Genomic DNA, 25137 nt, shown 5'->3' with positions numbered 1-25137 from the left:
TTATGTGAAAGACGGGTATCCCTACGTAGAGATATCCGGATTGTTCGCCGTTCGGCCTCGATCGATGGTGATCGGCACGTGCCGCCCATCCCTGCAGTGGCGGCCAGAACGGAGAACCCGAGATGCGACTCGATCGCACAACACGCGTGCTCGCGGCGGCCGGCCTCGGCCTGGCCGTCGCGGCGGCGGTGAGCAGCCCCGTCTCCGCTCAGACGGGCTCGATCCAGAAGAGCGACAAGCCCGTCGCGGGCAGCTACATCGTCGTCTTCAAGGACGGTGCCACCGACGTCCCGACCACCAACGCCAAGGCGCTCGGCCTCGCCCGCAAGCACGGCGGCAAGGTCAGCAACACCTATGTCGCGTCGGTGCGCGGCTTCGCCGTGAAGCTGGACGAGGCGGCGGCGCGGCGGCTCGCGGCCGACCCGTCGGTGGCCTACGTGCAGCAGGACGGCTGGGCGAGCATCTCCGACACCCAGACGAACCCGACCTGGGGACTGGACCGGATCGACCAGGCGAACCTGCCCGTCGACTCGAAGTACACGTACCCGAACACGGCCCCGACCGTGACCGCGTACATCCTGGACACCGGCATCTACAAGCCGCACAGCGACTTCGAGGGCCGGGCCACGGACGGCTACGACTTCATCGACAACGACCCGGACGCGTCGGACTGCCAGGGTCACGGCACGCACGTCGCCGGCACGGTCGGATCGAAGACGTACGGCGTGGCGAAGAAGGTGAACCTGGTCGGGGTCCGCGTGCTCGACTGCAACGGCAGCGGGCAGTACTCGCAGATCATCAAGGGCATCGACTGGGTGGCCCAGAACGCGACGAAACCCGCCGTGGCGAACATGAGCCTCGGCGGCGGCGCGGACTCCACTGTGGACAACGCGGTGAAGCGCGCGATCGCGACCGGCGTGACGTTCGGCCTGGCGGCGGGCAACAACAACGGCAACGCCTGCAACACCTCCCCCGCCCGCGTGCCGGAAGGCATCACGGTGGCCGCCAGCGACTCGGCCGACAGGCGCTCGATCTACACCGGCGGGCAGGCCTCGAACTGGGGCTCCTGCGTCGACCTCTTCGGGCCCGGCTCGAACATCACGTCGACCAGGAACGGCGGCGGCACCACGTCCATGGGCGGCACCTCGATGGCCACCCCGCACGTCGTCGGCGCCGCCGCGCTGTACCTGTCCGCGAACCCGTCCGCAACCCCTGCCCAGGTTCGCGACGCGCTGGTGAACAACGCCACGACCGGTAAGATCACCGATCTCCAGGGCTCGCCGAACAAGCTGCTCAACATCAGCTTCATCGGCGGCGGTGGCCCCGACCCCGAGTGCCCGGCGGCCACCAACGGTGACGACGTGTCCATTCCGGACACCAACACCGCGGTCACGTCGTCGGTGAGCGTCACCGGCTGCACCGGCAAGGCCTCGGCCACCACCAAGGTCAAGGTCGACATCAACCACCCCTACACCGCCGACCTGGCCATCGACCTGGTCGGTCCGTCCGGCGCCACCTACAGCCTCAAGAAGGCCAAGGGCGCCACCTCGTCCGCCGGTGTGCACGAGACCTTCACGGTCGACGCCTCCGCGGAGAACCGCGACGGCACGTGGAAGCTGCAGGTGACCGACGTCTGGACCTACGACGCCGGGAACATCGACACCTGGACCTTGACGTTCTGACGACGCCCGGAAGGATTCCCATGCATCGCACCACCTGCGGGCTCGCCGTGCTGATCGTCGCCTCCGCCCTGCTGGCCACCCCGGCACAGGCGGCCGAGGCCGACTTCGTCAAGGCCAAGAACCCCGTGGCCGGCGGCAGCTTCATCGTGTCCCTCAAGCCCGGCGCCGCCGTCCAGGCGTCGTCGAGCGCTCTCACCCAGAGGTACGGCGGCACTCTCGACGCCGTGTTCTCCCACGCCATGCGCGGCTTCCAGGTCAAGAACCTGACCGAGGCCGCGGCGCGGAGGCTGGCGGCCGACCCGGCCGTCAAGGCCGTCTACCAGGACGGCACCGCGAAGGCGCTGGACGTGCAGACCAACCCGACGTGGGGCCTGGACCGCGTGGACCAGGCGAACCTGCCGCTGGACAAGAAGTTCACCTACCCCAGCGGTGGCGCGTCGAACGTGACGGTCTACGTCACCGACACCGGCATCAAAACCTCGATCGCCGACTTCGAGGGACGCGCGTCCGTGGGCGCCGACTTCATCGAGGACGGTCAGAACGGTCAGGACTGCTCCGGTCACGGCACGCACGTGGCGGGCACGGTCGGCTCGAGAACCTACGGCGTGGCGAAGAAGGCCAAGCTGGTCTCGGTCCGCATGCTCGGCGCGAGCTGCGGGAACAGCGGTCCTGACTCGGCCGGTGTCAAGGCCATCGAGTGGGTCACCGCGAACGCGCAGAAGCCCGCGGTGGTCAACGCTTCCTGGACCTTCGACACCGCCGACATCGGCAACGACGCCATCGCCGGCATGATCAGCTCCGGCGTGCAGATGGCCGCCGCGTCGGGGAACAGCTCCACCAACGCCTGTTCCACCGGCCCCGCCAAGATCGCGTCGCTGATCACGGTCAACGCCACCTCGACCAACGACGCGCGTGCCTCGTTCTCCAACTTCGGTAGCTGCACGGACATCTTCGCCCCCGGTGACGGCATCACCTCGCTGGGGCTGAACGGCGGCGCCACGAACATGTCCGGCACGTCCATGGCCTCCCCGCACGTCGCGGGGGTCGCGGCCCTGTACCTGTCGGCCAACCCGTCCGCGAGCCCACAGGCCCTGCGTGACGCGCTGGTGAACAACGCCACCGACGGCAAGGTCACCAACCCGGGCACCGGTTCGCCGAACAAGCTGCTCTACAGCGGTTTCATCGGCGGCGGTCCCGACCAGGTGTGCGGCCCAGGCACGAACGGCGACGATGTGTCCATTCCGGACACCGGCACCGCCGTCTCGTCGTCGGTGACGATCTCGGGCTGCACCGGCAACTCCACGGCCTCGGCAACCGTCAAGGTCGACATCAACCACACCTACACCGGCGATCTGGCCATCGACCTGGTCAGCCCGTCCGGCAAGTCCTACGTGCTCAAGAAGGCGGGCGGCGCCTCGTCCTCGGCGGGTGTCCACGAGACCTACACCGTCGACCTGTCCTCGGAGGCGCGCAACGGCACCTGGAAGCTGCAGGTGACCGACATCTACACCTACGACGTCGGCAACATCGACACCTGGACCCTGACGGTCTGAGTGTCGCGTAACAGAACGAGCCCCGGAGCCTGGTGGCTCCGGGGCTCTTTCCCTGTTCCCCCAACGGGGTCTAGCGGGTGACGGTCAGCGTGAACGTCGTCGTGCCGGTCTTCCCGTCGGCCGAGGTGGCCTTGATGGTGATCGGGTAGGTGCCGGGCGGGGTGGAGAAGTTCGTGAAGATCCAGACGTTGCTGCTGCCGTTCTGGCCGATCGTGGCCGGGTTGAACGACATCCATGCACCGGTGGGCGCACCGGACGCCGTCAGCGTCAGGTTGCCGGTGCCACCTGCGGCCTTCACCAGGGTCTGGGCCAGCATGCCCTGCCTGACGCTGGCCGACGACGGCGACGCGGTCACCGTGACCTCACCGGTCGGCGGATCGGTGCCCTCGACCGTGAGAGACACCGTCGTGGTGGCGGTCTTCCCGCCCGCGTCCGTGCCGGTCACCGTGATGCCGGTCGTGCCGGCGGTCGCGGTGCTGGAGACGTCCAGCGTCAGCTTGGACGAGCTGCCGGCACCCACCGTGGCCGGCTGGAACGTGGCCTTCACGCCGCTGGGCACGCCCGAAGCCGACAGGGTGATCGTCTGGCCGTCGCCGTTCGACGAGATGGTCGTGGAGACGTACTTGCCCTTGGCCGCCTTGACACTGCTCGGCGAGGCTCCCAGGGTGAAGTCGCCCGGCTGCGGGTCGCCACCACCGGTGACGGTCAGCGAGTACTTGCCGGACGCGGTCTTGCCGCTCGACGTGGTGCCCGTGATCGAGACCTCGTAGGTGCCGTTCGGTGCCGTGGTGCTCGCGTCGAACGTGACCTTGGCCGAGTTGCCGGTGGTCACCGATGTCGGCTGGAAGACCGCCTTCACCCCGCTGGGCAGGCCACTCGCCGACAGCGTGGCGTTCTCCGCGCCACCCGAACCGGCCGTGGTGGTGATGCCCGCGGAGAGCGTCTTGCCCGCCGCCACCGAACCGCTGCCCGGTGCGACGGTCAGCCCGAAGTCACCGACCGGGGGCTGCTGGCCGACCTCGGTCCTGACCCAGTCGCCCATGTCGTTGTCGAGGCGGGCATAGATCGAGTACCACTTGAAGTCCGACCGGCTCCACGACGCGACGCCGTAGATCTTGCCGTCGAAGATCAGCGGGCCGCCGCTGTCACCGGGCAGGATCGAGATCCGTCCGTCGGAGTACCCGGCGCAGATCATGGTCGCCGACTTGAAGCCCGCGCCGACGCCCTGGCAGACGCTGTCCCCGTTGACGACCGGCAGGCTCGCCTTGTCGAGGGTGACGTCCTGGGAGTTGTCGTTGAAGTCCTTCTTGCCGTAGCCGAAACCGAGTCCGGTCCTGCCCGGCGCGGCACCACCGGCGTCCGCCGAGGTGGCGAACGTCGGGTACGCGGCACCGCCCTTGAGCGCGATGTCGCGGTCCACGGTCACGACGGCGACGTCGTAACCCTGGTCGAAGTTGACGTACTTCGGGTGCTTCTTGTAGCTGACGACGTTGACGGCGAAGCCGGTACCGGCGCCGCCCTGGTAGTCCTTGAGGTCGTCGAGCCCGTAGACGAACTTCTTCTCCCCCTGGGCATCCGCGCAGTGCGCCGCGATCAGGATCTTGCGCGGCGCCACGACCGTGCCGGAGCAGGTCTGGCCCTCCGGCCGGGTGCCACCGGCGCGGATGCCCGCGACGATGCCGGGAAACTCGCTCACGGTGGCGTTCTGCCCGCCGACGAACATGGGCGAGGCGTCACCGAGGTTGGCGGGGACGGTGTCCCCCAGATAGTTGGCCGCAGGGGCGTTCGGCGGTGCGGCGTTCGCGATGCTGACCGGCGTCAGCACCGTGGCCGCGACCAGGGCCAGCAGGCCCCAGGACCGTGGTGTTCTCGTCACGTTGGTTCCTCTCCGGATCTCGGAACGGCCCACCTCAGGGCAGGGACGGCGGCCGTTCGCTGCGATCACTGTCGGAGCCCCGCACGTGCGGAACAATCAGGGTCCGCATCCGTAGGGGTACGGAACTTTCTCCCTACGGCCGGCGGAAGATCGTGATGGAGTGGCCCACGACGTCGATCGGCGCGCTCGTGTCGATGAGCGCCCGCAGAGCGTCGTCGGCCTTGGCGATGGCCGTGTTGGACACGACGAGCAGGCCGTGCACCTGGTCCGGCAGCACCCCGCGCGGGTCGGCGGCGTGGATGCCGTAGTGCTCGGGCACCCCGGAGCCCTTGTAGACGAGCCACATCCGTTCGCCGGGGTACCGCTTCAGGCGGTCGGCCAGCCTGCCCAGGTCCTGGCCCCAGTCGACGTTCGAGTCGTGCAGGTGCAGGTGGGTCTTGGACGGGCCGCCGAAGATCTCGTTGGAGTACGGCAGGTAGTAGGGGAACGTCCACAGTGAACTGGCGGCCACCGCGGCGACCGCGAGCGCGGCGTAGCGGCGGTGCGCGACCGTCGCGGCGGCGACCGCCAGGAACATCGGCACGAAGATCGCGTACCGGACGCCGAGGTCGCGGCTGCCGGTCATCGCGAACAGCAGCAGCACGGCGGCGGGAGCGAGCACGTACCCGGCCGCCGGGCGCCTGATCATGGCGACGGCTCCGGCCGCCCAGAGGAGCAGGGCTCCGAGCGGTGTCTTCACCAGCAGCGCGGCCGGCAGGTAGTACCAGTGCGAGCCCTCGTAGTGCGTGCCGAAGAGGTAGCCGCCCCAGACGCGGTTCTCGAACCCCAGCTGGACGCGCAGGCCGTCGAGGTAGGGCTCGGGGAACGGCAGCAGGCCGACCGGCGCGCCCGGCAGGTCCGGCGGGGTCTCCCAGCGCAGCAACGGGTCCACGGCGAGGTAGGACGCCCACACGACGGCGATCGCGATCAGCACCATCGCGAGCACGGCCTTGGCGCGCGCGTGCCAGAAGGCCAGGAACAGCAGCACCGGGACCGCGGCCAGGGTGTTCATCTTGGTCGCCAGTGCCGCGCCGAGGGCCAGTCCGGCGAGCGGCAGGCAGAGCGCGGGGTCGGTGCGCGCCCGCCACAGCAGCCAGGCCGAGGTGAGCAGGAACCCGGCCGCCGGAACGTCCAGCGTGGCCAGTGATCCGTGGGCGACGAGGTCAGGCGAGAACGTGTACAGCGCGAGCGCGACGAGGCCGCCGGAGGTGTTCGTGAGGTCGCGGGCGAACAGGAGGACGACCACCCCGAACAGCAGCGTCAGCACGATCATCGGCAGCCGGGCCGCCAGCAGCAGTTCGCCGGGGTCGTTGCCCGACTCGTAGAGCAGGTGCCTGCCCAGTTCGGTCTGGTCGCCCTGGAAGCCGGGGTCGAGGCGGACGTCGGCGAACGCGAGCCCGGTCGCCATGATCAGTTTGCCCAGCGGCGGGTGCTCGGGGTTGTAGCGGAGGCTGTGCTGTTCCAGCTGGACGACCGTCGCGCCGAGGTAGACCGGTTCGTCGACGGTCGGCGTCTGCCCGACCGCGGTGGTGATCATCGCGATCGCCATCTGGGCCAGCAGCACGGCCGCGGCCAGCACGAACAGCCAGCGCCGCGGTGCTCTCACCGGCACCGGCGACGCCTCGGCGGGGCGTTGGATCGTGGCGAGCGACAAGACCGCTCGGTCCTCTCGGATGGGTGAACGAACCCGACACTTCCCGAAACGGGATGCCCGCCGGATCGGTTGCTCCATACGTCGCTACGGAAGTCCCCCGGCCGAGGCCGCCCGGCCGGTCCGGTCAGCGGAAAATCCGTTTCAGCGAGGCAGCGGCACAGGGCTAACCTGCGCGAATGCCACTGGGAGACATCGACAGGATCGCCGAGGACACCGGTTTCTCCGGCGTGGTCCAGATCGACCGCGCCGGGGAGATCGAGTTCGCGAAGGCCTACGGGCTCGCCAACCGGGCGTACGGCGTGCCCAACACCGTGGACACCAGGTTCGGCATCGCCAGCGGCGGCAAGGGCTTCACCGCACTGACCGTGCTATCGCTGATCCACGAGGGGAAGCTGGCACTCGACACCACCGCCCGTTCCGTGCTCGGCGACGACCTGCCGTTGATCGCCGACGACGTGACGGTCGAGCACCTGCTCACGCACACGTCCGGCATCGGCGACTACCTCGACGAGGAAGGCGACTGGGAGGCGAACGACTACGTGATCGGCGCCGTGCACTTGCTGACCACGACGGAGGCCTTCCTGCCGCTGCTGGACGGGATCCCCGCCAAGTTCAAGGCCGGCGAACGGTTCGGGTACTGCAACGGTGGCTATGTGGTGCTGGCCCTTCTCGCCGAACGGGTCAGCGGGCAGGGCTACCACGACCTCGTCCGCTCCAGGGTGCTCCGCCCGGCGGACATGACGAGGACCGGCTTCCTGCGCTCCGACGAACTGCCCGCCGACGCCGCCGTCGGCTACCTGGAGGGCCTCGACCGCTCGAACGTCTTCCACCTGCCGGTGCTGGCGACCGGTGACGGCGGCATCCACACGACGGCGGGCGACATGTCGAAGTTCTGGCGGGCGTTGTTCGCCGGTGGCGACGCCGAGCTGGTCACGAGGCCGCGCCACGACGTGCCCGAGGAGTCGCTGCGCTACGGTCTCGGGTTCTGGCTGCACCAGACCAGCGACACCGTGATCCTCGCCGGGTACGACGCCGGTGAGTCGTTCAAGTCCACTCACGACCCGCACACCGGCACCACCATCACCGTCCTGTCGAACACCTCGCCCGGCGCCTGGCCGATCGCGCGCGCACTCATGTCCTGACGGGACTGTTCTGAACGGGTGACGGATGCGAACATGTGTTCGTGAGCACCCCGATCCTGCACGCCGACCTCGACGCGTTCTACGCGTCGGTCGAGCAACGGGACGATCCGAGCCTGCGCGGCCGTCCGGTGATCGTGGGTGGCGGAGTGGTGCTGGCCGCTAGCTACGAGGCCAAGGCGTTCGGTGTGCGCACGGCGATGGGCGGCGCGAGGGCACGGCGGCTGTGCCCGCACGCGATCGTCGTACCGCCGCGGATGTCGGCCTACACCGCCGCGAGCAAGGCGGTGTTCGAGGTGTTCCGCGGCACGACGCCGCTGGTGGAAGGCCTGTCGATCGACGAGGCGTTCCTCGACGTCGGTGGCCTGCACCGGATCGCCGGCCCGCCGGAGGTGATCGCCGCACGACTGCGGGCGGACGTGCTCGCGCAGGCCGGTCTGCCGATCACGGTCGGCGTGGCGCGGACGAAGTTCCTGGCCAAGGTCGCGAGCGGGGTCGCGAAGCCGGACGGACTGCTGGTCGTGCCCGCCGACCGCGAACTGGAGTTCCTGCACCCGCTGCCCGTCGAACGGCTGTGGGGCGTCGGCGAGGTGACGGCGGCCAAGCTGCACGCCCTGGGCCTGCGCACGGTCGGCGAGGTCGCCGGGCTCGGCGAGGCGGCGCTGGTCTCGATGATCGGCCGGGCGGCAGGGCGGCACCTGCACGCGCTGGCGCACAACCACGACCCGCGTCCGGTCCAGACAGGACGGCGCCGCCGTTCGATCGGCTCACAACGTGCGCTGGGCCGCCGGGAACGCACCCGCGACGACCTCGACGCCACCCTCGCGTCGCTGATCGACGGCATCTCACGGCGGCTGCGCACGGCCGAGCGCGCGTGCCGGACCGTGGTGCTGCGCCTGAGGTTCGGGGACTTCACGCGCGCGACCCGTTCGCACACGTTGCGGCACCCGACGACGGAGACCGAGGTGCTGCTGGCGGCGGCGCGGGAGCTGCTCGGCACCGCGACGCCGATGATCGAGAGCCGCGGCATCACGTTGCTGGGCGTCTCGCTCACGAATCTCCAGAACGACGCGCCGATGCAGCTGGCGCTGCCGTTCGAGGAGCGGAAACCGGCCGCGCTGGACGCGGCGCTGGACCACGTGCGCGATCGCTTCGGGTCGAGGTCGGTGACGCGGGCGACGCTGCTCGGCCGCGATCCCGGCATCTCCGTGCCGCTGCTGCCGGACTGACCACGCGGCTTCATCACCGTGGAGTGAGCGGCCGGAGACCGATCACTCCACAGTGGACAGGTCTAGACGAGGCGCACGGCGCGAGCCTGCGGCCCCTTCTGCCCCTCACCGATCTCGAACTCCACGGCCTGGTTGTCGGCGATGCCGTGGTGCCCGTAGTCCTGCACCTCGGACTGGTGCACGAACAGGTCAGGCCCGCCACCCTCGGGAGCGATGAAGCCGAAGCCCTTGCTGCCGTTGAACCACTTGACAGTTCCTCGAGTCACCTGCGAGCTCCTTCGACGCTGACTGCGGTGGACGCCGGCAGGTTCGCCAGGCCGAGCATGGACAACAGATCACGGCAGTCGCTCACGTCACGAGCGTGCTCGGCCACGCGCTTGGCGGCCTGGCGCTGGTGCTGGAGCCCGGTGGTCTCGGCGGCCAGCCTCGCTTGCGCGAAGTCCTGGGCCGCGTGACGCGGCTTGCCGAACCGGGAAGGCGAGGAAGGGGAAGACTGGAATTCCGGCTGCAAGCCGGTGCTCCGTTCTCCGGCCGGAGACACCGGACCGGACGGGATCGGGGACCGCAGCGGCTGGTTGCCGTCGGCTGGTACCCCAACCCGTCCCACAGTAGCCCACTGACCAGGGACAAGCACCATGAGCACCGCGTATCGTCGGCCCATGCCCGAAGACGAAGGTGGACCGGCGCTCTCGCCCACGCTGTCCGAATGGCTCAAGGCCCGCGAGGAAACAGCCCGCCACCTGGCCTCGGGTACCGCGCGAACGGTCGACGAGGCGTGGGTGCAGCGGCTCGCCGACCTGCTCGCGACCGAGAGGTCGTGGCAGGACCAGTACACCGGACTGGTGGCGCTCGGCAGCACGGACGGCCGGTTCCCGCACTCGAACCGCTGAGCACGCGCCCACCAGGCCTGCAGCCCCACACCTGATCAAGCGGCCGCTTCGCGCCGGTTGGACGCTGTACAACTAGAACGTGTTCTAGGTAATCTGCAGCACATGATCGCCACAGTGGTGTGGGGCACCGGCAACGTCGGCCGTGCCGCCATTCGCGCCGTCGATGCCCATCCGGCGCTGAAACTGACGGCCGTGGTCGTCCACAACCCCGAGAAGGTCGGCCGGGACGCCGGCGATCTCGCCGGGATCGAGCAGGAGCTCGGAGTCGCTGCCACGAACGACATCGACGCGGTGCTCGCCACGAGTCCGCGTGCCGTGGTGTACGCCGCGTCGGGCGACATCCGGCCGGACGACGCGCTGGCCGACATCACCAGGGCGATCCGCGCGGGCGCCGTGGTCGTCACGCCGTCGCTGTACGCGCTGTACGACCCACGCAGCGCGCCGCCCGAACTTCGAGAACCGGTTCTAGCCGCCATCAAGGAGGGCGGCGGGTCGCTGTTCGTCTCCGGCGTCGATCCCGGCTGGGGCAACGACGTGCTGCCGTTGCTGGTCAGCGGGCTCGGCCACACCATCGACGCGGTGCGCTGCCAGGAGATCTTCGACTACTCCACCTACGACCAGCCCGACGCGGTGCGGTGGCTGATCGGGTTCGGGCAGCCGCTCGACTACCAGGCGCCGATGCTGATGCCGACGGTGCCGACCATGGTGTGGGGCGGGCAGGTCCGGTTGATGGCCAGGGCGTTCGGGGTCGAGCTCGACGAGATCCGCGAGACCGTCGACCGGCGCGCGCTCGACGAGACGGTCACGACGCGGACGATGGGCGAGTTCGAGAAGGGCACCCAGGGCGCGATCCGGTTCGAGGTGCAGGGCATCGTGGACGGCGAGCCGCTCATCGTCATCGAGCACGTGACGCGCATCCACAGCTCGTGCGCGACGGACTGGCCGATGCCGCCGTCCGGCGACGGCACGCACAAGGTGATCATCGAGGGCCGGCCGCGCATCGAGGTCTCGGTCGAGTCCGCCGACGAGGGCGAGAACCGTTCCGCGGGCGGCAACGCGACCGCCGTCGGCCGCATCGTCAACGCCATCGACTGGCTCGCCGAGGCCGAGCCCGGCCTCTACGACGCGCTCGACGTCCCGTTGCGGCCCGCAGCCGGCAAACTCGGAAGGAGCAAGCGGTGAACATCGACATCCCCGAGGGCAAGGACCCCATCGGATACGTGTGGGGCGAGCTGGTGCCGGGCATCGGCATGGCCGCCGCGAACCTCTCGCTGGCCGTGTACCAGCACACCACGCTGGGGCTGCGCGAGTTCGAGGCGGCGCGGCTGCGGATCGCGCAGATCAACGGCTGCATGTTCTGCCTCGAATGGCGGACCGAACGCGACGGCGAGAAGGTCGAGGACGACTTCATCGACGCGGTGACCCAGTGGCGCACCACCGACGCCTTCGACGACCGGGCGAGGCTGGCCGCGGAGTACGCCGAGCGGTACGCACTGGACCACCACGGTCTCAACGACGAGTTCTGGTCGCGCATGACCGCGCACTACAGTCAGGTGGAGATCGTGGAACTCACGATGAGCGTCGGGGCCTGGCTCGTGTTCGGCAGGCTGAACCGGGTGTTCGGCCTCGACGCCATCTGCGTGCTACCGAAGTTCTGACGTCCACCCCGGACTCAGAGATCGGTGGCGATGATCTTCTCGATGTTCCTCTCGGCCAGCGCCGTGATGGTGACGAACGGGTTCACCACGGTGGTGCCGGGAATCAGCGACCCGTCCATCACGTACAGGCCCGGATAGCCGTGCAGGCGCCCGTAGTTGTCGGTGGCCCTGTTCAGGATCGCGCCGCCGAGCGGGTGGTACGTCAGGTGGTCGCCCCAGATCTTGTAGACGCCGAAGAGGTCGGTCCGGTAGATCGTCCCCTCCTTTGAGTTGATCCGGTCGAAGATGGACTTCGCCGCGTTGATCGAGACGTTCTTCCACGCCGTCTGCCAGTTCAGGTCGACCTTGCCCGCGGCGGCGTTCCAGGTGAACTGGGCGCGGTTCGGGGTCTTCGTGATCGACAGGTAGAACGAGGCGTAGGTCTCGATGCCGGTCGGCAGGGGTGCCACCTCGGCGAAGGCACCACCCGCGGCCCAGTTGTCGATGCCCAGGGTCGGGATGGACGACTGCAGCTTGCCGGTCGGGTCCCACATGTGGTTCGCGCGACCGCACATGACGTTGCCGTTGTCGCCCCAGCCCTTGCCGACCTCGCTGTTCAGGTTCGGCAGCGCGCCCGTGGCCTTGAGCTTCACCAGGAGCTTGCTCGTGCCGACGCTGCCCGCCGCGAAGAACACCTTGGCCGCAGTCACCTCCTTGACCGCGACCGGGTCGCCGTTGGTGTCGAGCTGCTCGATGGTGACCTTGTAACCGCCCGTCGCGGGCACGACGCCGACGACCCGGTGCAACGGCGAGATGGTGACGCGCCCGGTGGCCCTGACCTTGCTGAGGTAGGTCTGCTGCAACGACTTCTTGCCGTGGTTGTTGCCGAAGAGGATCTCTCCCACCAGCGCCGACTTCGGCACCGTTCCCGCCGCCTCCTGCTCCATGTAGTTCCAGTCGTACACGGTGGGCACGAAGACGTACGGGAAGTTCGACCGCTGGGCGTGCTTCCGGCCGACCCGCGCGTACTGGTAGGCCTCGGTGGTGTCGAACCAGGCCGGCCGGATCATGTTGACCCCGAGCTCGGCGTTGGCGCGCGGATAGTAGGTGCCGTACATCTCGTCGGGGTTCACCGTCGGCAGGACGTCGCCGAAGTGCTCCCGTTTCGGCGTGACGGCCATGCCGCCGTTGACGAGCGAGCCGCCGCCGACGCCGCGTCCCTGGTAGACGGTGATGCCGGCGAAGTCCTCGGCGTCGAGGATGCCGGTGTAGCGCGGGATCGCCCTGTCGATCGGGAAGCCCAGGAAGTTGCTGAGTGGCTGTTTCGTCTTGGTGCGCAGCCAGAAGGACCGCTGGTCCGGGTTCGTGGTGTTGGCGAAGATCTTCCCGTCGGCACCGGGGGTGTCCCACGCCATGCCCATCTCGACCATGTGGACGTCGACACCGGCCTGAGCGAGACGCAGGGCCGCCACGCTTCCGCCGTATCCGGTGCCGATCACCAGGGCGGGCACGACCGCCCCGTCCGCGATCGAAGCCGCCGCCTGTGCCACCGGCGTGACACCGCCGAGTGCGACAGCTCCCAGAATAGAACCTGTTCCAGCAATGAACGAACGTCGTGAAGGACCCTTGAAACCGTTGTCACACGTCATTGTGTGGGTCATGTGATCTTCCTCACTGTGGGCGCATGAGAACAAGTTATACCGGCGGTTGTAGATCAAGTCACTACCTGGTAGTCCCGGTTCGCCCAGGTGCGCGACGCAGGTGAGGGTCTTGGCGGCGAGATCCGCGGGTGGAGCGGGCAACCCGTACGGCCCGGTACGACCACACGATCCGGGGGCGTACGGACACGCATGGCCGCCCGGCAATCGAGCGATGCCCTCGGTATCCGACCGTGGCGAGGACGCGTGGCACCAGTCCGTTGTGGACGTTCTGACGCGTCCCTGCCGAAATTGAGTGGAGTGGTGCGGCCCCAGGCCGTTACGTTCCTGCCGGACTGATCCCTGGACAAGGACGTGCCGTTGTACACCGTTTGAGTTCTCCCAAGCGCTGGTCTTCGTTGCGCGCCGCTCGCTGAGCAGCGCGCTCCCCTTGCTGCGGATTTCTCACCGAACGGTGTACCTCTGTGCTCACCACCTGGGCCGTCGTGCCCACCTGCCTTCCCCTTGTCCGCCGTCGTTGCCACGTGTGCGCCGCCGACCGCTTCCGGGCGAGCGGCAAGTTCCGCGTCAACGCCAACCACAAGATCCTCGACGCCTGGCTCCTCGTGCTCTGCACGGGCTGCGGGGACACCGCCAAGCTCACGATCTTCGAACGAACTCACGTCCGCACGGTCCGGCCCGCGTTGCTGGACCGCCTGCACGCCAACGACCTGTCGCTGGTCGCGGAACTGCTGCAGGACACCGTTCTGCAGCGCCGCAACCACATCTCTCTCGACTGGGAGGACGCGTGGCGGCTCGACACCGGCGGGTCCGATCACCTCGACCAGGAGGTGGTCGACGTGTCGGTCCGGTTCACGGCCCGGATCCCGGTCCGGCCGGTGCGGCTGATCGCGGACGCGTGCGGGCTGTCGCGCGGTGAGGTCGAACGGCTGATCACCGAAGGGAAGGTCGTGTCGGCGATCCGGCTGACCGGCAAGGTCTCCGGCGACTTCACCTTCACGCTCAAACGCTGAACGAGCGCCCTTCCGCCGTAAGGGTCGTTGAGTCAGGCTGGGGTTCATGACCAAGGTGACGTGCGACCTCTCGATCTCTCTCGACGGCTACGCGGCGGGGCTCGGCCAGTCCGAGGACCGGCCGTTCGGTGAGGACGGCGGCGACGGCTGGGGCAGCGAACTGCACGCGTGGATGGAGGATCCGGCCGAGCTGAAGTGGCAGATGGACCGCCTGGCCGAGACGAAGGCGTTCATCATGGGGCGCAACATGTTCGGCCCGGTCCGCGGTTCGTGGGACCGCCCGTGGAACGGCTGGTGGGGCGACGACCCGCCGTACCACGGGCCGGTCTTCGTGCTCACCCACCATCCGCGCGAGCCCCAGCCGATGGAGGGTGGCACGACGTTCCACTTCGTGACCGAGGGCATCGCGGCGGCGTTCGAACTGGCCCGCGAGGCGGCCGGGGACGGCAACACCTCCGTCCAGGGCGGTGCTGCCACGATCAACCAGTACCTGGCGGCGGGCCTGATCGACGAGCTTCGGCTGCGGATCGTGCCGATCACGATCGGCGCCGGGTCGCGGCTGTTCGACGGTGTTCCCGGGCTGAACCTCGAGCAGGTCGACTCCCGTGCGGGTGCCTCCTTCACGCATATGACCTATCGGGTCGTGCGCTGACTGGCGTCTTGATCGCTCCACATCGTCAGGCCAAGGTGAGGAAGGTTCAGGTAGCTGAACACCTCGGAAGCCGACGGCGTCAGACGAGGAGCACGAATGCGGAAACGCACGACGATCGTCCCTCTGCTAGCTCTCCTGAGCCTGGTCCTCCCCGCGCCCGCGACCGCCCAGCCGAACGGCACGGTGGTCTCCGGGCAGGCCAGGTTCCAGATCCTGTCCCCCACCCTCGTGCGTTCCGAATTCGCCGGGGATCGCCGCTTCGAAGATCAGGGCACTTACAACGTTGTAAATCGAACCTTCCCCCGCACGGCCTACACCTCGCGCGTTCGGGACGGCTGGCTGACCATCACCACGTCGGCCATGACCCTGCGGTACCGCGTGGGGTCCGGGCCGTTCCGCGCGGACAACTTCGAGATGAAAACGGCCGGCACGACCGCGTCCCCGTGGCGGCGGGTGGTCTGTGCGACCGGGCAGCTCTGCGAGGCCGAGGACCAGCAACGGGAGGGCCTGCTGGTCGCGGCCGATCATCCCGGGCACTCCGGTGCCGGGTTCGTCGCCGGGTTCTCCTACCTCAACAACGGGATCACGGCGACAGTGCGTGCTTCCAGTGCGGGCAGGCACCGGCTGGTCGTGAAGTACGCGAACGGGCGGGGTGGCGACGGCAGGCACGAGAGCCGCACGCTCGGGCTCGCTGTCGACGGGCAGGCTCCTCGGCAGGTCACCCTGCCCGCGACCGCCGACTGGGGTGCCTGGCAGCAGGTGTCCACGGACCTCGACCTGGCCGCGGGCGAACACCGTGTGTCCCTGACGCGCGGTGCCGCCGATTCGGGCAACGTCAACGTGGACAGCCTCGCCCTGCTCAGCGGTGACCAGGCATATCCCGGCGTGCGAGCGGTGGACGACTGCCGGTTCGGCACGAGCTGCGAGGCCGAGAACGGCCTGGTGAGCGGTTCGGCCAAGATCGCTGTCGAGCACGCGGGGTTCGCGGGCACCGGGTTCGTCGCCGAACTCGTCGGGGGAACGCGGCTGAGCCAGCGCGTGACCAGCGTTCCGGCGGCGGGCACGTACCCCGTGGTGCTGCGGTACGCCAACGGCGTCGGCGGCGACGGCAAGCACGAGGCGCGGACCGTGCTGATCAACGGTCAGGCGATCACGTTGCCCGTCACGGCGAACTGGGCGACGTGGTCCACCGCGACGGCACAGGTGTCCTTGCCCGCAGGCACGTCCGACCTCACCGTCACCTGTCCGGACGCGGGTTGCCACGTCAACCTGGACACCGTCGGGATCAACAGCTCGGTCCAGCACCTGGCGCTCGGCGGCTACCGGCGTTCGCTCGACGGCTACACCGGCAACAGCGGTGATCCGCAGCTGACGCCCGGCCTGATGTACCGCGACGGCTGGTACCTGCTGGACGACACGACTTCCGCTCTGCGCAACGGAACTCCGCGCGTGGATCGGGGCGCCCAGCCCTACCAGGACGGCTACGTGTTCGGCTACGGCCAGAACCACAAGGCGGCGCTCGGTGATCTCACCGCGCTGACCGGCGGGCCGAAGTTGTTGCCGCGCTGGGCTTACGGCGTCTGGTACTCCGAGTACATCGACCGGACCGCCGCCGACTACCGCGACCGCATCCTGCCGGCGTTCCGGCAGCACGGTGTGCCGCTGGACGTGCTGGTGGTCGACACCGACTTCAAGGCGCACAACCTGTGGAACGGCTGGCGCATGGACCAGACGAAGTTCCCCGACCCGCAGGGCTTCCTCGACTGGGCGCACGGCGAAGGCCTGCACAGCACGCTCAACATCCACCCCAGCATCCAGGGCGACGACCCCGACTTCGCTCGTGCGCAGGCCACCGCGAAGGGCAAGCTGGCCAAGGGTTCCTGCGCGAACTGCTACGTGTTCGACTGGGGCGACCCGGACCAGCTGCGCGCCTACCTGGAGCTGCACCAGCAGATGCCGACCGACTTCTGGTGGCTCGACTGGTGTTGCGACGGCTCGGGTTCGTCGCTGCGCGGGGTCACGCCCGACTCGTGGATCAACGAGCAGTACGCGAAGATCGGCTCGTTCGCGTTCTCGCGCGGCTTCGGATCGCTGCAGGCGGGCGGGTACAGCGGCTCCGGGCCGTTGCCGACCGGCCCGTGGGCGGAGAAGCGCTCGACCCTGCACTTCACCGGCGACACGTCGTCGACGTGGGGCGCGCTGAAGGCGACCATCGGCTACACCTCGGCCGAGGGCGTGGCGACCGGGATGTCGAACATCAGCCACGACATCGGCGGTCACAACGACACCACCGGGCTGCGCGGGTCGGAGACCTACCTCGACAACGGCCAGGTCCGCTACACCACCAAGCTGCCGGACGACATGTACGCGCGGTGGGTGCAGCTGGGCGCGTTCCAGCCGATCACGCGACTGCACAGCAACCACGGCGACCGGCTGCCGTGGCAGTACGGGGCGGCAGCGCAGGCGTCGGCGACGAAGTTCCTGAACCTGCGCGAACGGCTCGTGCCGTACATCTACTCGCTGGCGGAGCAGGCGAACCGGACCGGCGTGCCGATCCAGCGGCCGGCGTGGCTCGAGTACCCTGGCAGTCCGGAGGCCTACTCCACTGTGGACAGTCAGTTCCTGCTGGGGCCGGACGTACTGGTCGCGCCGATCACGACGCCCGGCGACACGGGTTCGACGCGGGTCTGGTTCCCGCCGGGGCAGTGGACCGACTACTTCACCGGGCAGGTCTACCAGGGCAACACCTGGGCGACCGTCAGCGCGGGCCTGGACACCATGCCGGTGTTCATGCGTGCGGGCGGAATGGTGGTCGAACGCAGCTCTGATGTGGCCAACGACGTGCACAACCCGGCCGACGCCCTGACCGTGCACGTGACGGCCGGAGCGAAGGGCGAGTTCACGCTGTACGAGGACAGCGGGCGCACGCGGATCATCCAGCGCGGCGACACGCTCTTCCTGCTGGCCGGCAAGGTGTCCAAGCGGGACTGGAAGTTCGTCGTGCACCAGGCGGACGGGTCCAGCCACGTCGTGCACGCCCGCAACTCGCCGGTGGTGGTCAGTCTTCGGGCACCCAGGTGAGCAGCCTGACCTTCGCGACGGTGCGGACGTGCTTCCGCATCGCCGCGGCGGCCTTCTTCGCGTCCCCCGCGGCGATGGCCTCGTAGATCGCCGTGTGCTGCGCCAGTGACCGGGAGGGGCGTCCCGGCTGGCGCAGCGACTCGGTGCGGCTCTCGGTGATCTGCTCGGCGATGGTCTTCATGAACTCGGCGAGCAGCGAGCTGTGGGCGGCGGCGGTGACGGCGGCGTGGAAGCGGCGATCCCCTTCCACGCCGTTGTCCCCGCCGCCGATCTCGTCGCGCATGAAGTCCAGCGCCGCGCGGATCGTCTCCAGCTCGGCGTCGGTGCGGCGTTCGGCGGCCAGTTCGGCGAGCTTGGTCTCCAACGCCTCGCGGGCCTCCAGCACCTCCGGGAGGCGTTTGCGGCGTTCGACGAGCTGCTCGACCGGTTCGACGTCGAGGGTGTCGCGCACCAGGTAGGTGCCGCCGCCGTGCCGTGCCTCGACCAGGCCCTGGACCTCCAGGACCACGATCGCCTGCTTGATGGACGCGCGGCTCACGCCAAGGCTCGCCGCGAGGTCGCGTTCGGCGGGCAACCTGTCCCCCGCGCTCAGGCCGGCCTCCACCACGTGCGCGCGCAGGCGTTCGAGCACCTGCTCGTACAGGCGGGACTTGACCATGGGCCGCAGTGCCTCGGACATCGTCCCAGGATAACCGGTCAAGTGGCTCAGCCACTAGGCCACCTCTTGACAGCGGCTGGACCGCGGGCGGAAAGTGGCTGAACCACTCATCCACTCGGACAGTCCCAACGACGGGAGCCCCGCATGTCCGCCGAACTGATCTCGATACTCGTGCTGGTCGTGGTGTTCGTCATCGCCACGACCAGGTCGATCAACATGGGCGCGCTCGCCTTCGCCGCGGCCTTCGGCGTCGGCACGCTGGTGGCGGACATGAAGACCGACGACATCTTCGAGGGCTTCCCCGCCTCGTTGTTCGTCGTGCTGGTCGGGGTGACGTTCCTGTTCGCCATCGCCCGCGCCAACGGCACCACGGACTGGCTGGTGTACCGGGCGATCCGGCTCGTCGGCGGGCGGATCGCGCTGATGCCGTGGGTGATGTTCGCGATCACCGGCGTGCTGACGGCGATCGGTGCGGTGAGCCCGGCCGCGGTCGCGATCGTGGCGCCGATCGCGATGGGGTTCGCCGCGAAGTACCGGATCAGCCCCTTGTTGATGGGCGTGATGGTGGTGCACGGCGCGCAGGCCGGCGGCTTCTCGCCCATCAGCATCTACGGCACGATCGTCAACGGCATCGTGGCCAAGGAAGGCCTGCCGGGCAACGAGATCGTGCTGTTCCTGGCCAGCCTCGTGGTGAACCTGCTGATCGCCGCCGTGGTGTTCGTGGTGCTGGGCGGCATGAAGCTCGCCAGGCAGCCACTGGAAGCGCCCGCACTGGCCCGCGCCGGTGGTGGTGGCGGCGGTGGCGGAATCGGCGAAGACGGCAGCAGCGACCTGACCGAAGAGCGTGTCGCCCTGACCGCGCCCCGCATCGCGACGCTGCTCGGTCTCGCCGCCCTCGTGACCGCCGCGCTGGTGTTCGACCTCGACGTCGGCCTCGCCGCGATCACGGTGGCCGTACTGCTCAGCGTGGTGTGGCCGGAGACGTCCAAGCAGGCGATCACCCAGATCACGTGGCCGACGGTGCTGCTGATCTGCGGCATCCTCACCTACGTCGCCGTGCTGCAGACGATGGGCACGATCAAGTGGGCGGGCGACTCGGTCGCCGGTGTCGGCGCTCCCCTGCTCGCTGCCCTGCTGATCTGCTACATCGGCGCGATCGTGTCGGCGTTCGCCTCGTCCGTCGGCATCATGGGCGCGCTGATCCCGCTGGCCGTGCCGTTCCTGCTGCAGGGCGAGGTCAGCGCGATCGGCCTGATCGCGGCGCTGGCGGTGTCGGCGACCGTGGTCGACGTGAGTCCGTTCTCCACCAACGGCGCTCTGGTGCTGGCCGGCGCGCAGGACGTCGACCGTGACAAGTTCTTCAAGCAACTGATGGTCTACGGCGGGATCATGGTCGCGGCGGCGCCGCCGCTGGTGTGGCTCGCCCTCGTCGTCCCGGAGATCTGGTGACCTTGATGTTCGCCTTGCAGTCAGACCGCGTCGCCCTCCGCTTCGGCGACCGCACCCTCACCCACACCGAACTCGCCGCCTGTGCCGGAACGCTGGCACAGCAGCTGTCCGGCCTGCCTCGGGTGGCGATCTGGGCGACTCCGGCCATCGAGACGTGCGTCGCGGTGGTCGCGGCCCTGCTCGCCGGGGTGCCCGCCGTGCCGCTCAACCCGAAGGTCGGCGAACGCGAACTCGCGCACATCGTGTCGGACAGCGCGCCCGCGCTGGTGCTGGCCGCTCCCGGCACGCGGCTTCCGACCGGACTGGACTCGGTGCCGCGCCGCGATGTCACGCTCGACGGCGGTGACTTCGGGCCGTTCGCCGATCCCGGCGACGAGGCTCCGGCGTTGATCGTCTACACCTCGGGCACCACCGGCGCACCCAAGGGCGTGGTGCTGCCGCGCAGGGCGATCGTGTCCACTTTGGACGCGGTCGCGGAGGCGTGGGAGTGGACCTCGGAGGACGTGCTGGTGCACGCCTTGCCGTTGTTCCACGTGCACGGGCTGATCCTCGGCGTGCTGGGCCCGTTGCGGCGCGGTGGCACGGTGCACCACCTCGGCAAGTTCTCCACCGACGCGGTCACCCAGGCTTTGAACGACGGCACGATGATGTTCGGCGTTCCGACGATGTACCACCGGATCGCGGAAGAAGTGGGCGAGGACGTAAAGCTCGCCGACGCGTTGAGCGGAGCGCGGTTGCTGGTGTCGGGGTCGGCCGCGTTGCCGGTGCGCGACCACGAACGGATCGCCGCCGCCACCGGGCAGCGCGTCGTCGAGCGGTACGGGATGACCGAGACGCTGATGAACACCAGCGTCCGCGCGGACGGCGACCGCAGGCCGGGCGCGGTCGGTGTGCCGCTGCCCGGCGTCGAGGTGCGGCTGGTCGACGACGCCGGACTGGCGCTGGACGACGTAGGCGCGATCGGTGAGATCCAGGTACGCGGGCCGAACCTGTTCACCGAGTACCTCAACCGGCCCGACGCCACCGCCGAGGCGTTCGCGGACGGCTGGTTCCGCACCGGCGACGTGGGCACGCGGGACGAGGACGGCTACTTCCGCATCGTCGGGCGCAAGGCGACGGACATCATCAAGAGCGGCGGCTACAAGATCGGCGCGGGCGAGATCGAGAACGCCCTGCTGGAGCACCCCGGGGTGAAGGAGGTGGCGGTGACCGGCGAGCCCGACGACGACCTGGGCGAGCGGATCGTCGCCTGGGTCGTGCCCGCCGGGGCGGAGCCGTCCTCGGGCGAGCTCGCCGACCACGTAGCGCGGCTGCTCACCCCGCACAAACGGCCTCGGGTGGTGCGGTTCGTGGAGTCGTTGCCGCGCAACGACATGGGCAAGGTGATGAAGCGTGCCCTGCGGGCGTGAGCCGGCCCGCGAGCTGATCGGCCGGCTGGCGTCCGCGTTCGAGGAGCTGCCGGACGACCTCGGACCCTCCACTGGGGACGGACCGCTCGGCTGGCCGGGTTACGGCGACCAGCTCGCGCGAGCAGCCGCCTCGACCGGTGAACGCGAGTCCGTCGTCTGCGGGATCGCGGAGATCGGCGGCGTGACGACGATGGTGGTGGCGTTCGAGTTCGGGTTCCTCGGCGGCTCGCTGGGAACCCGCACCGGCGCCCGCATCGAGCAGGCCTTCACACACGCCCGCGAACGCCGCCTGCCGGTCGTCTCGCTGGTCGCGACCGGGGGCAGCCGCATGCAGGAGGGCACGCTCGCGTTGATGCAGCTGCCCCGGATCGCCCGGCAGCTCACGCTCACCCGCGAGGCCGGGCTGCCGCACGTCGCCGTGCTGCGCGATCCCACGACCGGGGGCGGCTGGGCCACGCTCGGGGCGGGCGCGGACGTCGTGCTGGGACTGCGCGGCGCGCAGGTCGGGTTCGCCGGGTCACGCGTGCGGCCGCCGGGATACTCGGTGACGCAGCAGTTCGCGGCCGGTCTGGTCGACCAGCTCGTGCCGCCGGAGGAGTTGCGCGACCGGCTGGAGCGCTGGCTGCGGCTGCTCACCACGTCCACCGGCGCCCCCGCCCCCGTGCCGGCGGCGCTGGGCCAGACGACGTTGCCGAAGACCGGCTGGGACGCGGTGGTGCGCGCCCGCACGCTGGGCCGGCCGCGCGCCAAGGAGTACCTCGCCTCCTACTTCGGCTGGCACGAGCCGATCAACGGCGATCGCAGCGGCGGCGTCGACCCCGGTGTGCTGTGCGGGTTCGGGTATCGCGACGGGCAGACCATCGCCTACGCGGCGCAGTGCGGCACGGCGACCCGGCCCCCCGGCTTCCGTACGGCGGCCCGTCTCGTCCGGCTGGCGGACCGGCTGGGAATCCCGGTGCTGACGCTCGTGGACACACCGGGCGCGGCCAACGACGCGGCCGCCGAGAAGGCGGGTGTGGGCGCCGCCATCGCCGACCTGTTCACCGCGATCGCGGCCGCGCGCGTGCCGGTGACGACGCTGGTGATCGGGGAGGGCGGCTCCGGTGGCGCGCTGGCGTTCGCCGCACCGGACCGGATGTGGGTGACGCCGGACGGCTACTTCGCGGTCATCTCACCCGAACTGGCGAACGCGATCCTCAAACGGGATCCGGCGCGGGCGCGGCAGACGGCGGAGGAGTTGCGGTTGCGGCCGCAGGACTTGGTCGAGCTGGGCGTGGCGCGGGGGATCGCCCAGCTCGGCCAGTCCGCTGATCAGGCCACGGCCAGGTAGAGGAACGCCAGGAGCGAACTCGGGACGCAGATGGTCACGAGTCCGACCACGCCGTAGAACGGCTCCTTCTTCTTCAGCATCGCGCCCAGCGCGCCGATACCGACGAGCACGGACGCGACGAACAACACCAGAACGACGTACGACATGTGAGGTCCTCAGGTCAGGGGTGGGTGGAGTCGGGAGCGGCCGCGTGCGGCGGCGCCCGGCTCGACCGGTGACCTGAGGTCGTTCCTTCGGCGTTCTGGGCGGTGGCCACGACGACCGCCGCCCGGCCCTGCGGCGGGCGCGGACCGGTCGCGGGGCCGGGCAGCGCCCAGCAGCCGTCCGGGGACGCCGTCGTCTGCACGTGGACGGCCGACACCGGAGCGTTGAGCCCCGATCCCGGCCGGTCCGCGGCTGTGTCGCGGGTGCTCGTGGCGACGAACGCCAGCAGCAGGGCCAGCAGGAGTGCCGGCCACCTCACTGAGCCACTGCCCGCCTGCGTAGGAAGAACTCGCCGACCGGTTCCACGTAGCGCGCCGCGATCGGGCCGATGATCGCCATCAGCAGCACGTACGCGGTGGCGAGCGCGGCCAGTTGCTCGTTCACCTGACCGGAGGCGACCGCGAGACCGGCGATGACGATGGAGAACTCACCTCGCGCGACCAGCGCGGCACCCGTGCGGGCGCGGCCCATCGGTCCGATGCCCTGGCGTCGTGCCGCCCACCACCCCGTCGCCACCTTCGTCACGGTGGTGATCACGGCGAGCAGCACCGCCATGCCGAGCACGGGCGGGATCGTGCGTGGATCGGTGTTCAGGCCGAACACCACGAAGAACATCGCGGCGAACAGGTCGCGCAACGGTTCCAGCAGGCGCGTGGCGTTCTCGGCGGTGGAGCCGGAGATCGCGATGCCCAGCAGGAACGCGCCGACGGCGGCGGACACCTGCAGTTCCGAGGCGATGCCGGCGACCAGCAGCGCCGAGCCGAGCAGCTTGAGCAGGAACACCTCGTGGTCGGGACTGTCCACGATGGCCGAGATGAACCGGCCGTACTTCAGCGCCACCACCAGAACGATGGTGATCGCGAGCAGCGAGATGCCGACCGACGTCAGCCCGCCGACGAAGCTGACGCCCGCGAGCACGGCCGTGAGCACCGGCAGGTAGACGGCCATCGCCAGGTCCTCGAACACCAGCACCGAGAGGATCACCGGCGTCTCCCGGTTGCCCAGGCGGCCGAGGTCGCCGAGGACCTTCGCGATGATGCCGGACGACGAGATGTAGGTGACGCCCGCCATCGCCAGCGCGCCGACCATGCCCCAGCCGAGCATCAGCGCGACGATGGCGCCGGGTGCCGCGTTGAGCACGATGTCGAGGACACCGGCCATCCACGACTTCTTCAGGCCGGTGGTCAGTTCGGACGCCGAGTACTCGAGGCCCAGCAGGAGGAGCAGCAGCACCACGCCGATCTCGCTGGCGAGGTGGGTGAAGTTCTCGATGCCGTGCAACGGGACGAGTCCGCCGGACCCGAACGCGAGACCGCCGACGAGGTAGAGCGGGATCGGCGAGATGCCGAATCTCCAGGCGAGGCGGCCGAGCAGGCCCAGTCCGAAGAAGACCGCACCCAGTTGGATCAGCGCGATCGTGGTGTCGTGCACTCGCTCAGCCGCCCGTCAGGATGTCCGCGGCGGCATCAAGACCGTCCGCGGTGCCGACGACGACCGCGAGATCGCCGTTCTGGAACAGGAAGTCAGGGCCCGGCGACGGATGCGCGTTGCCCCCGCGCACGACGGCGACGATGGAGGCGCCGGTGCGGGTGCGCAGCGCCGTGTCGCCGAGGGTGCGGCTGGAGAACGCCGTGACCGGCAACTGGCGGGTCGTGATCCCGGTGATGTCGGCGTGCTGCCGGGCGAGCTTCGAGACGAGCTGCGGCGCCCCGAGCAGCCCGGCGAGCGTGCCCGCCTCCTCCGGCGAGAGCGGGATGGACGCGGCGGTCGTGTCGGGATCATCCTGTTTGGACATGATGAGCTCGAACTTGCCGTCACGGTAGGAGATCACGCCGATCCGGCGGCCGGAACGGATGGAGAAGTCCTGCCTGACCCCTATGCCGGGCAGGGGCGTCACTTCGACGTTCACTCGAGTTTCCTAGTGGTGTGGCCCGGAACGTTGCCGGGGAGTTCGGGGTCGGACGGGTGCATCGTGGTGTCGCGC

23 protein-coding genes are annotated in these 25137 nt (G+C 69.5%); 13 read left to right on the top strand and 10 right to left on the bottom strand.

All coding sequences use genetic code 11. The annotated features are described in order from the left end of the window. Positions 1-122: 122 nt before the first annotated feature. Positions 123-1682 (top strand): S8 family peptidase, encoded by a 1560-nt coding sequence (locus BLR21_RS01990; protein ID WP_090003894.1) that lies wholly within the window; start codon positions 123-125, stop codon positions 1680-1682. 20 nt (positions 1683-1702) lie between these two features. After that, positions 1703-3235, top strand: coding sequence for a S8 family serine peptidase (locus BLR21_RS01985; RefSeq protein WP_090003893.1), 1533 nt, complete (start codon positions 1703-1705; stop codon positions 3233-3235). A gap of 70 nt (positions 3236-3305) precedes the next feature. On the opposite strand, the gene BLR21_RS01980 is transcribed toward BLR21_RS01985, so the two are convergent. After that, on the bottom strand, positions 3306-5111 hold the full coding sequence (locus BLR21_RS01980; RefSeq protein WP_090004445.1) for a trypsin-like serine protease: 1806 nt from the start codon (positions 5109-5111) through the stop codon (positions 3306-3308). A 133-nt stretch (positions 5112-5244) separates the two neighbouring features. Continuing rightward, entirely contained in the window at positions 5245-6804 is a 1560-nt protein-coding gene (locus BLR21_RS01975) for an ArnT family glycosyltransferase (RefSeq protein ID WP_256334384.1), read from the bottom strand. A 176-nt stretch (positions 6805-6980) separates the two neighbouring features. Between BLR21_RS01975 and BLR21_RS01970 the strand changes: the two genes are divergently transcribed. Together BLR21_RS01970 and dinB are read left to right on the top strand one after the other, a co-directional pair. Next, entirely contained in the window at positions 6981-7946 is a 966-nt protein-coding gene (locus tag BLR21_RS01970; RefSeq protein ID WP_176929412.1) for a serine hydrolase domain-containing protein, read from the top strand. 35 nt (positions 7947-7981) lie between these two features. Next, positions 7982-9172, top strand: a complete 1191-nt coding sequence (gene dinB / locus BLR21_RS01965) for a DNA polymerase IV (protein ID WP_090003891.1) — start codon at positions 7982-7984, stop codon at positions 9170-9172. Positions 9173-9234: 62 nt separating this feature from the next. Here dinB and BLR21_RS01960 read toward each other — a convergent pair whose 3' ends face one another. Then, positions 9235-9438, bottom strand: coding sequence for a cold-shock protein (locus BLR21_RS01960; protein ID WP_090003890.1), 204 nt, complete (start codon positions 9436-9438; stop codon positions 9235-9237). After that, a complete protein-coding gene (locus BLR21_RS01955; RefSeq protein WP_030479799.1) occupies positions 9435-9683 on the bottom strand; it encodes a hypothetical protein in 249 nt (82 codons plus the stop codon). Before BLR21_RS01955 ends, BLR21_RS01960 begins: the two co-directional genes overlap by 4 nt. A 148-nt stretch (positions 9684-9831) precedes the next feature. Here BLR21_RS01955 and BLR21_RS01950 point away from each other — a divergent pair, with 148 nt between their 5' ends. The 3 genes from BLR21_RS01950 (at position 9832) to BLR21_RS01940 (ending at position 11720) form a co-directional block, all read left to right on the top strand. Beyond that, complete coding sequence (locus BLR21_RS01950; protein WP_030479800.1) at positions 9832-10062, top strand: hypothetical protein; 231 nt, start codon at positions 9832-9834, stop codon at positions 10060-10062. 102 nt (positions 10063-10164) lie between these two features. After that, the gene (locus tag BLR21_RS01945; protein WP_090003889.1) at positions 10165-11244 is read left to right on the top strand and encodes an NAD(P)H-dependent amine dehydrogenase family protein; all 1080 of its coding nucleotides are present in this window, start codon (positions 10165-10167) and stop codon (positions 11242-11244) included. Beyond that, complete coding sequence (locus BLR21_RS01940; RefSeq protein WP_090003888.1) at positions 11241-11720, top strand: carboxymuconolactone decarboxylase family protein; 480 nt, start codon at positions 11241-11243, stop codon at positions 11718-11720. The genes BLR21_RS01945 and BLR21_RS01940 overlap by 4 nt, the downstream gene beginning before the upstream one ends. 14 nt (positions 11721-11734) lie before the next feature. Here BLR21_RS01940 and BLR21_RS01935 read toward each other — a convergent pair whose 3' ends face one another. Continuing rightward, positions 11735-13249 carry a GMC oxidoreductase gene (locus tag BLR21_RS01935; RefSeq protein ID WP_476737554.1) on the bottom strand — a complete coding sequence of 505 codons (1515 nt, stop codon included), beginning with the start codon at positions 13247-13249 and terminating at the stop codon, positions 11735-11737. Between the two features lie 572 nt (positions 13250-13821). On the opposite strand from BLR21_RS01935, the gene BLR21_RS01930 reads away from it, so the two are divergent. The 3 genes from BLR21_RS01930 (at position 13822) to BLR21_RS01920 (ending at position 18103) form a co-directional block, all read left to right on the top strand. Beyond that, positions 13822-14370 carry a DUF1062 domain-containing protein gene (locus BLR21_RS01930; protein WP_090003887.1) on the top strand — a complete coding sequence of 183 codons (549 nt, stop codon included), beginning with the start codon at positions 13822-13824 and terminating at the stop codon, positions 14368-14370. Between the two features lie 46 nt (positions 14371-14416). Beyond that, the gene (locus BLR21_RS01925) at positions 14417-15022 is read left to right on the top strand and encodes a dihydrofolate reductase family protein (RefSeq protein WP_090003886.1); all 606 of its coding nucleotides are present in this window, start codon (positions 14417-14419) and stop codon (positions 15020-15022) included. Between the two features lie 96 nt (positions 15023-15118). Further along, entirely contained in the window at positions 15119-18103 is a 2985-nt protein-coding gene (locus tag BLR21_RS01920; protein ID WP_090003885.1) for a TIM-barrel domain-containing protein, read from the top strand. Here the strand turns inward: BLR21_RS01920 and BLR21_RS01915 are convergent. Next, positions 18081-18782: a FadR/GntR family transcriptional regulator gene (locus tag BLR21_RS01915; RefSeq protein ID WP_030479807.1), complete on the bottom strand. Its 702-nt coding sequence runs from the start codon at positions 18780-18782 to the stop codon at positions 18081-18083. The two genes, BLR21_RS01920 and BLR21_RS01915, sit on opposite strands and share 23 nt — an antisense overlap. 123 nt (positions 18783-18905) lie before the next feature. On the opposite strand from BLR21_RS01915, the gene BLR21_RS01910 reads away from it, so the two are divergent. From BLR21_RS01910 to BLR21_RS01900, 3 genes are read left to right on the top strand one after another with little or no spacing between them, the layout of a single operon-like run. Continuing rightward, the gene (locus tag BLR21_RS01910; RefSeq protein WP_090003884.1) at positions 18906-20210 is read left to right on the top strand and encodes an SLC13 family permease; all 1305 of its coding nucleotides are present in this window, start codon (positions 18906-18908) and stop codon (positions 20208-20210) included. A 5-nt stretch (positions 20211-20215) separates the two neighbouring features. Then, the gene (locus BLR21_RS01905) at positions 20216-21619 is read left to right on the top strand and encodes an acyl-CoA synthetase (protein ID WP_090004442.1); all 1404 of its coding nucleotides are present in this window, start codon (positions 20216-20218) and stop codon (positions 21617-21619) included. Further along, a complete protein-coding gene (locus tag BLR21_RS01900; protein WP_090003883.1) occupies positions 21603-22949 on the top strand; it encodes a carboxyl transferase domain-containing protein in 1347 nt (448 codons plus the stop codon). Before BLR21_RS01905 ends, BLR21_RS01900 begins: the two co-directional genes overlap by 17 nt. On the opposite strand, the gene BLR21_RS42220 is transcribed toward BLR21_RS01900, so the two are convergent. From BLR21_RS42220 to BLR21_RS01885, 4 genes are read right to left on the bottom strand one after another with little or no spacing between them, the layout of a single operon-like run. Beyond that, positions 22931-23095 (bottom strand): hypothetical protein, encoded by a 165-nt coding sequence (locus tag BLR21_RS42220; RefSeq protein ID WP_176929410.1) that lies wholly within the window; start codon positions 23093-23095, stop codon positions 22931-22933. The two genes, BLR21_RS01900 and BLR21_RS42220, sit on opposite strands and share 19 nt — an antisense overlap. Before the next feature lie 14 nt (positions 23096-23109). Next, a complete protein-coding gene (locus BLR21_RS01895; protein WP_090003882.1) occupies positions 23110-23412 on the bottom strand; it encodes a hypothetical protein in 303 nt (100 codons plus the stop codon). After that, positions 23409-24584 carry a cation:proton antiporter gene (locus BLR21_RS01890; protein WP_090003881.1) on the bottom strand — a complete coding sequence of 392 codons (1176 nt, stop codon included), beginning with the start codon at positions 24582-24584 and terminating at the stop codon, positions 23409-23411. Before BLR21_RS01890 ends, BLR21_RS01895 begins: the two co-directional genes overlap by 4 nt. Before the next feature lie 4 nt (positions 24585-24588). Next, positions 24589-25062, bottom strand: a complete 474-nt coding sequence (locus BLR21_RS01885) for a cation:proton antiporter regulatory subunit (RefSeq protein WP_090003880.1) — start codon at positions 25060-25062, stop codon at positions 24589-24591. Positions 25063-25137: the final 75 nt, after the last annotated feature.

The sequence above is a fragment of the Lentzea albidocapillata subsp. violacea genome (assembly GCF_900100275.1).
GTDB classification, from domain to species: Bacteria; Actinomycetota; Actinomycetes; order Mycobacteriales; family Pseudonocardiaceae; genus Lentzea; species Lentzea violacea.
The sequence above is the reverse complement of the archived record's forward strand: the minus strand, read 5'-3'. Positions and strand labels throughout refer to the sequence as shown.

Bases quoted from the DNA above. Each gene is read 5' to 3' on its own strand.
- BLR21_RS42220 (WP_176929410.1), bottom strand. From the start codon at position 23,095: ATGTCGTACGTCGTTCTGGTGTTGTTCGTCGCGTCCGTGCTCGTCGGT.
- BLR21_RS01985 (WP_090003893.1), top strand. From the start codon at position 1,703: ATGCATCGCACCACCTGCGGGCTCGCCGTGCTGATCGTCGCCTCCGCC.
- BLR21_RS01915 (WP_030479807.1), bottom strand. From the start codon at position 18,782: ATGTCCGAGGCACTGCGGCCCATGGTCAAGTCCCGCCTGTACGAGCAG.
- BLR21_RS01945 (WP_090003889.1), top strand. From the start codon at position 10,165: ATGATCGCCACAGTGGTGTGGGGCACCGGCAACGTCGGCCGTGCCGCC.
- BLR21_RS01950 (WP_030479800.1), top strand. From the start codon at position 9,832: ATGCCCGAAGACGAAGGTGGACCGGCGCTCTCGCCCACGCTGTCCGAA.
- BLR21_RS01920 (WP_090003885.1), top strand. From the start codon at position 15,119: ATGCGGAAACGCACGACGATCGTCCCTCTGCTAGCTCTCCTGAGCCTG.
- BLR21_RS01925 (WP_090003886.1), top strand. From the start codon at position 14,417: ATGACCAAGGTGACGTGCGACCTCTCGATCTCTCTCGACGGCTACGCG.
- BLR21_RS01970 (WP_176929412.1), top strand. From the start codon at position 6,981: ATGCCACTGGGAGACATCGACAGGATCGCCGAGGACACCGGTTTCTCC.
- BLR21_RS01990 (WP_090003894.1), top strand. From the start codon at position 123: ATGCGACTCGATCGCACAACACGCGTGCTCGCGGCGGCCGGCCTCGGC.
- BLR21_RS01905 (WP_090004442.1), top strand. From the start codon at position 20,216: ATGTTCGCCTTGCAGTCAGACCGCGTCGCCCTCCGCTTCGGCGACCGC.
- BLR21_RS01910 (WP_090003884.1), top strand. From the start codon at position 18,906: ATGTCCGCCGAACTGATCTCGATACTCGTGCTGGTCGTGGTGTTCGTC.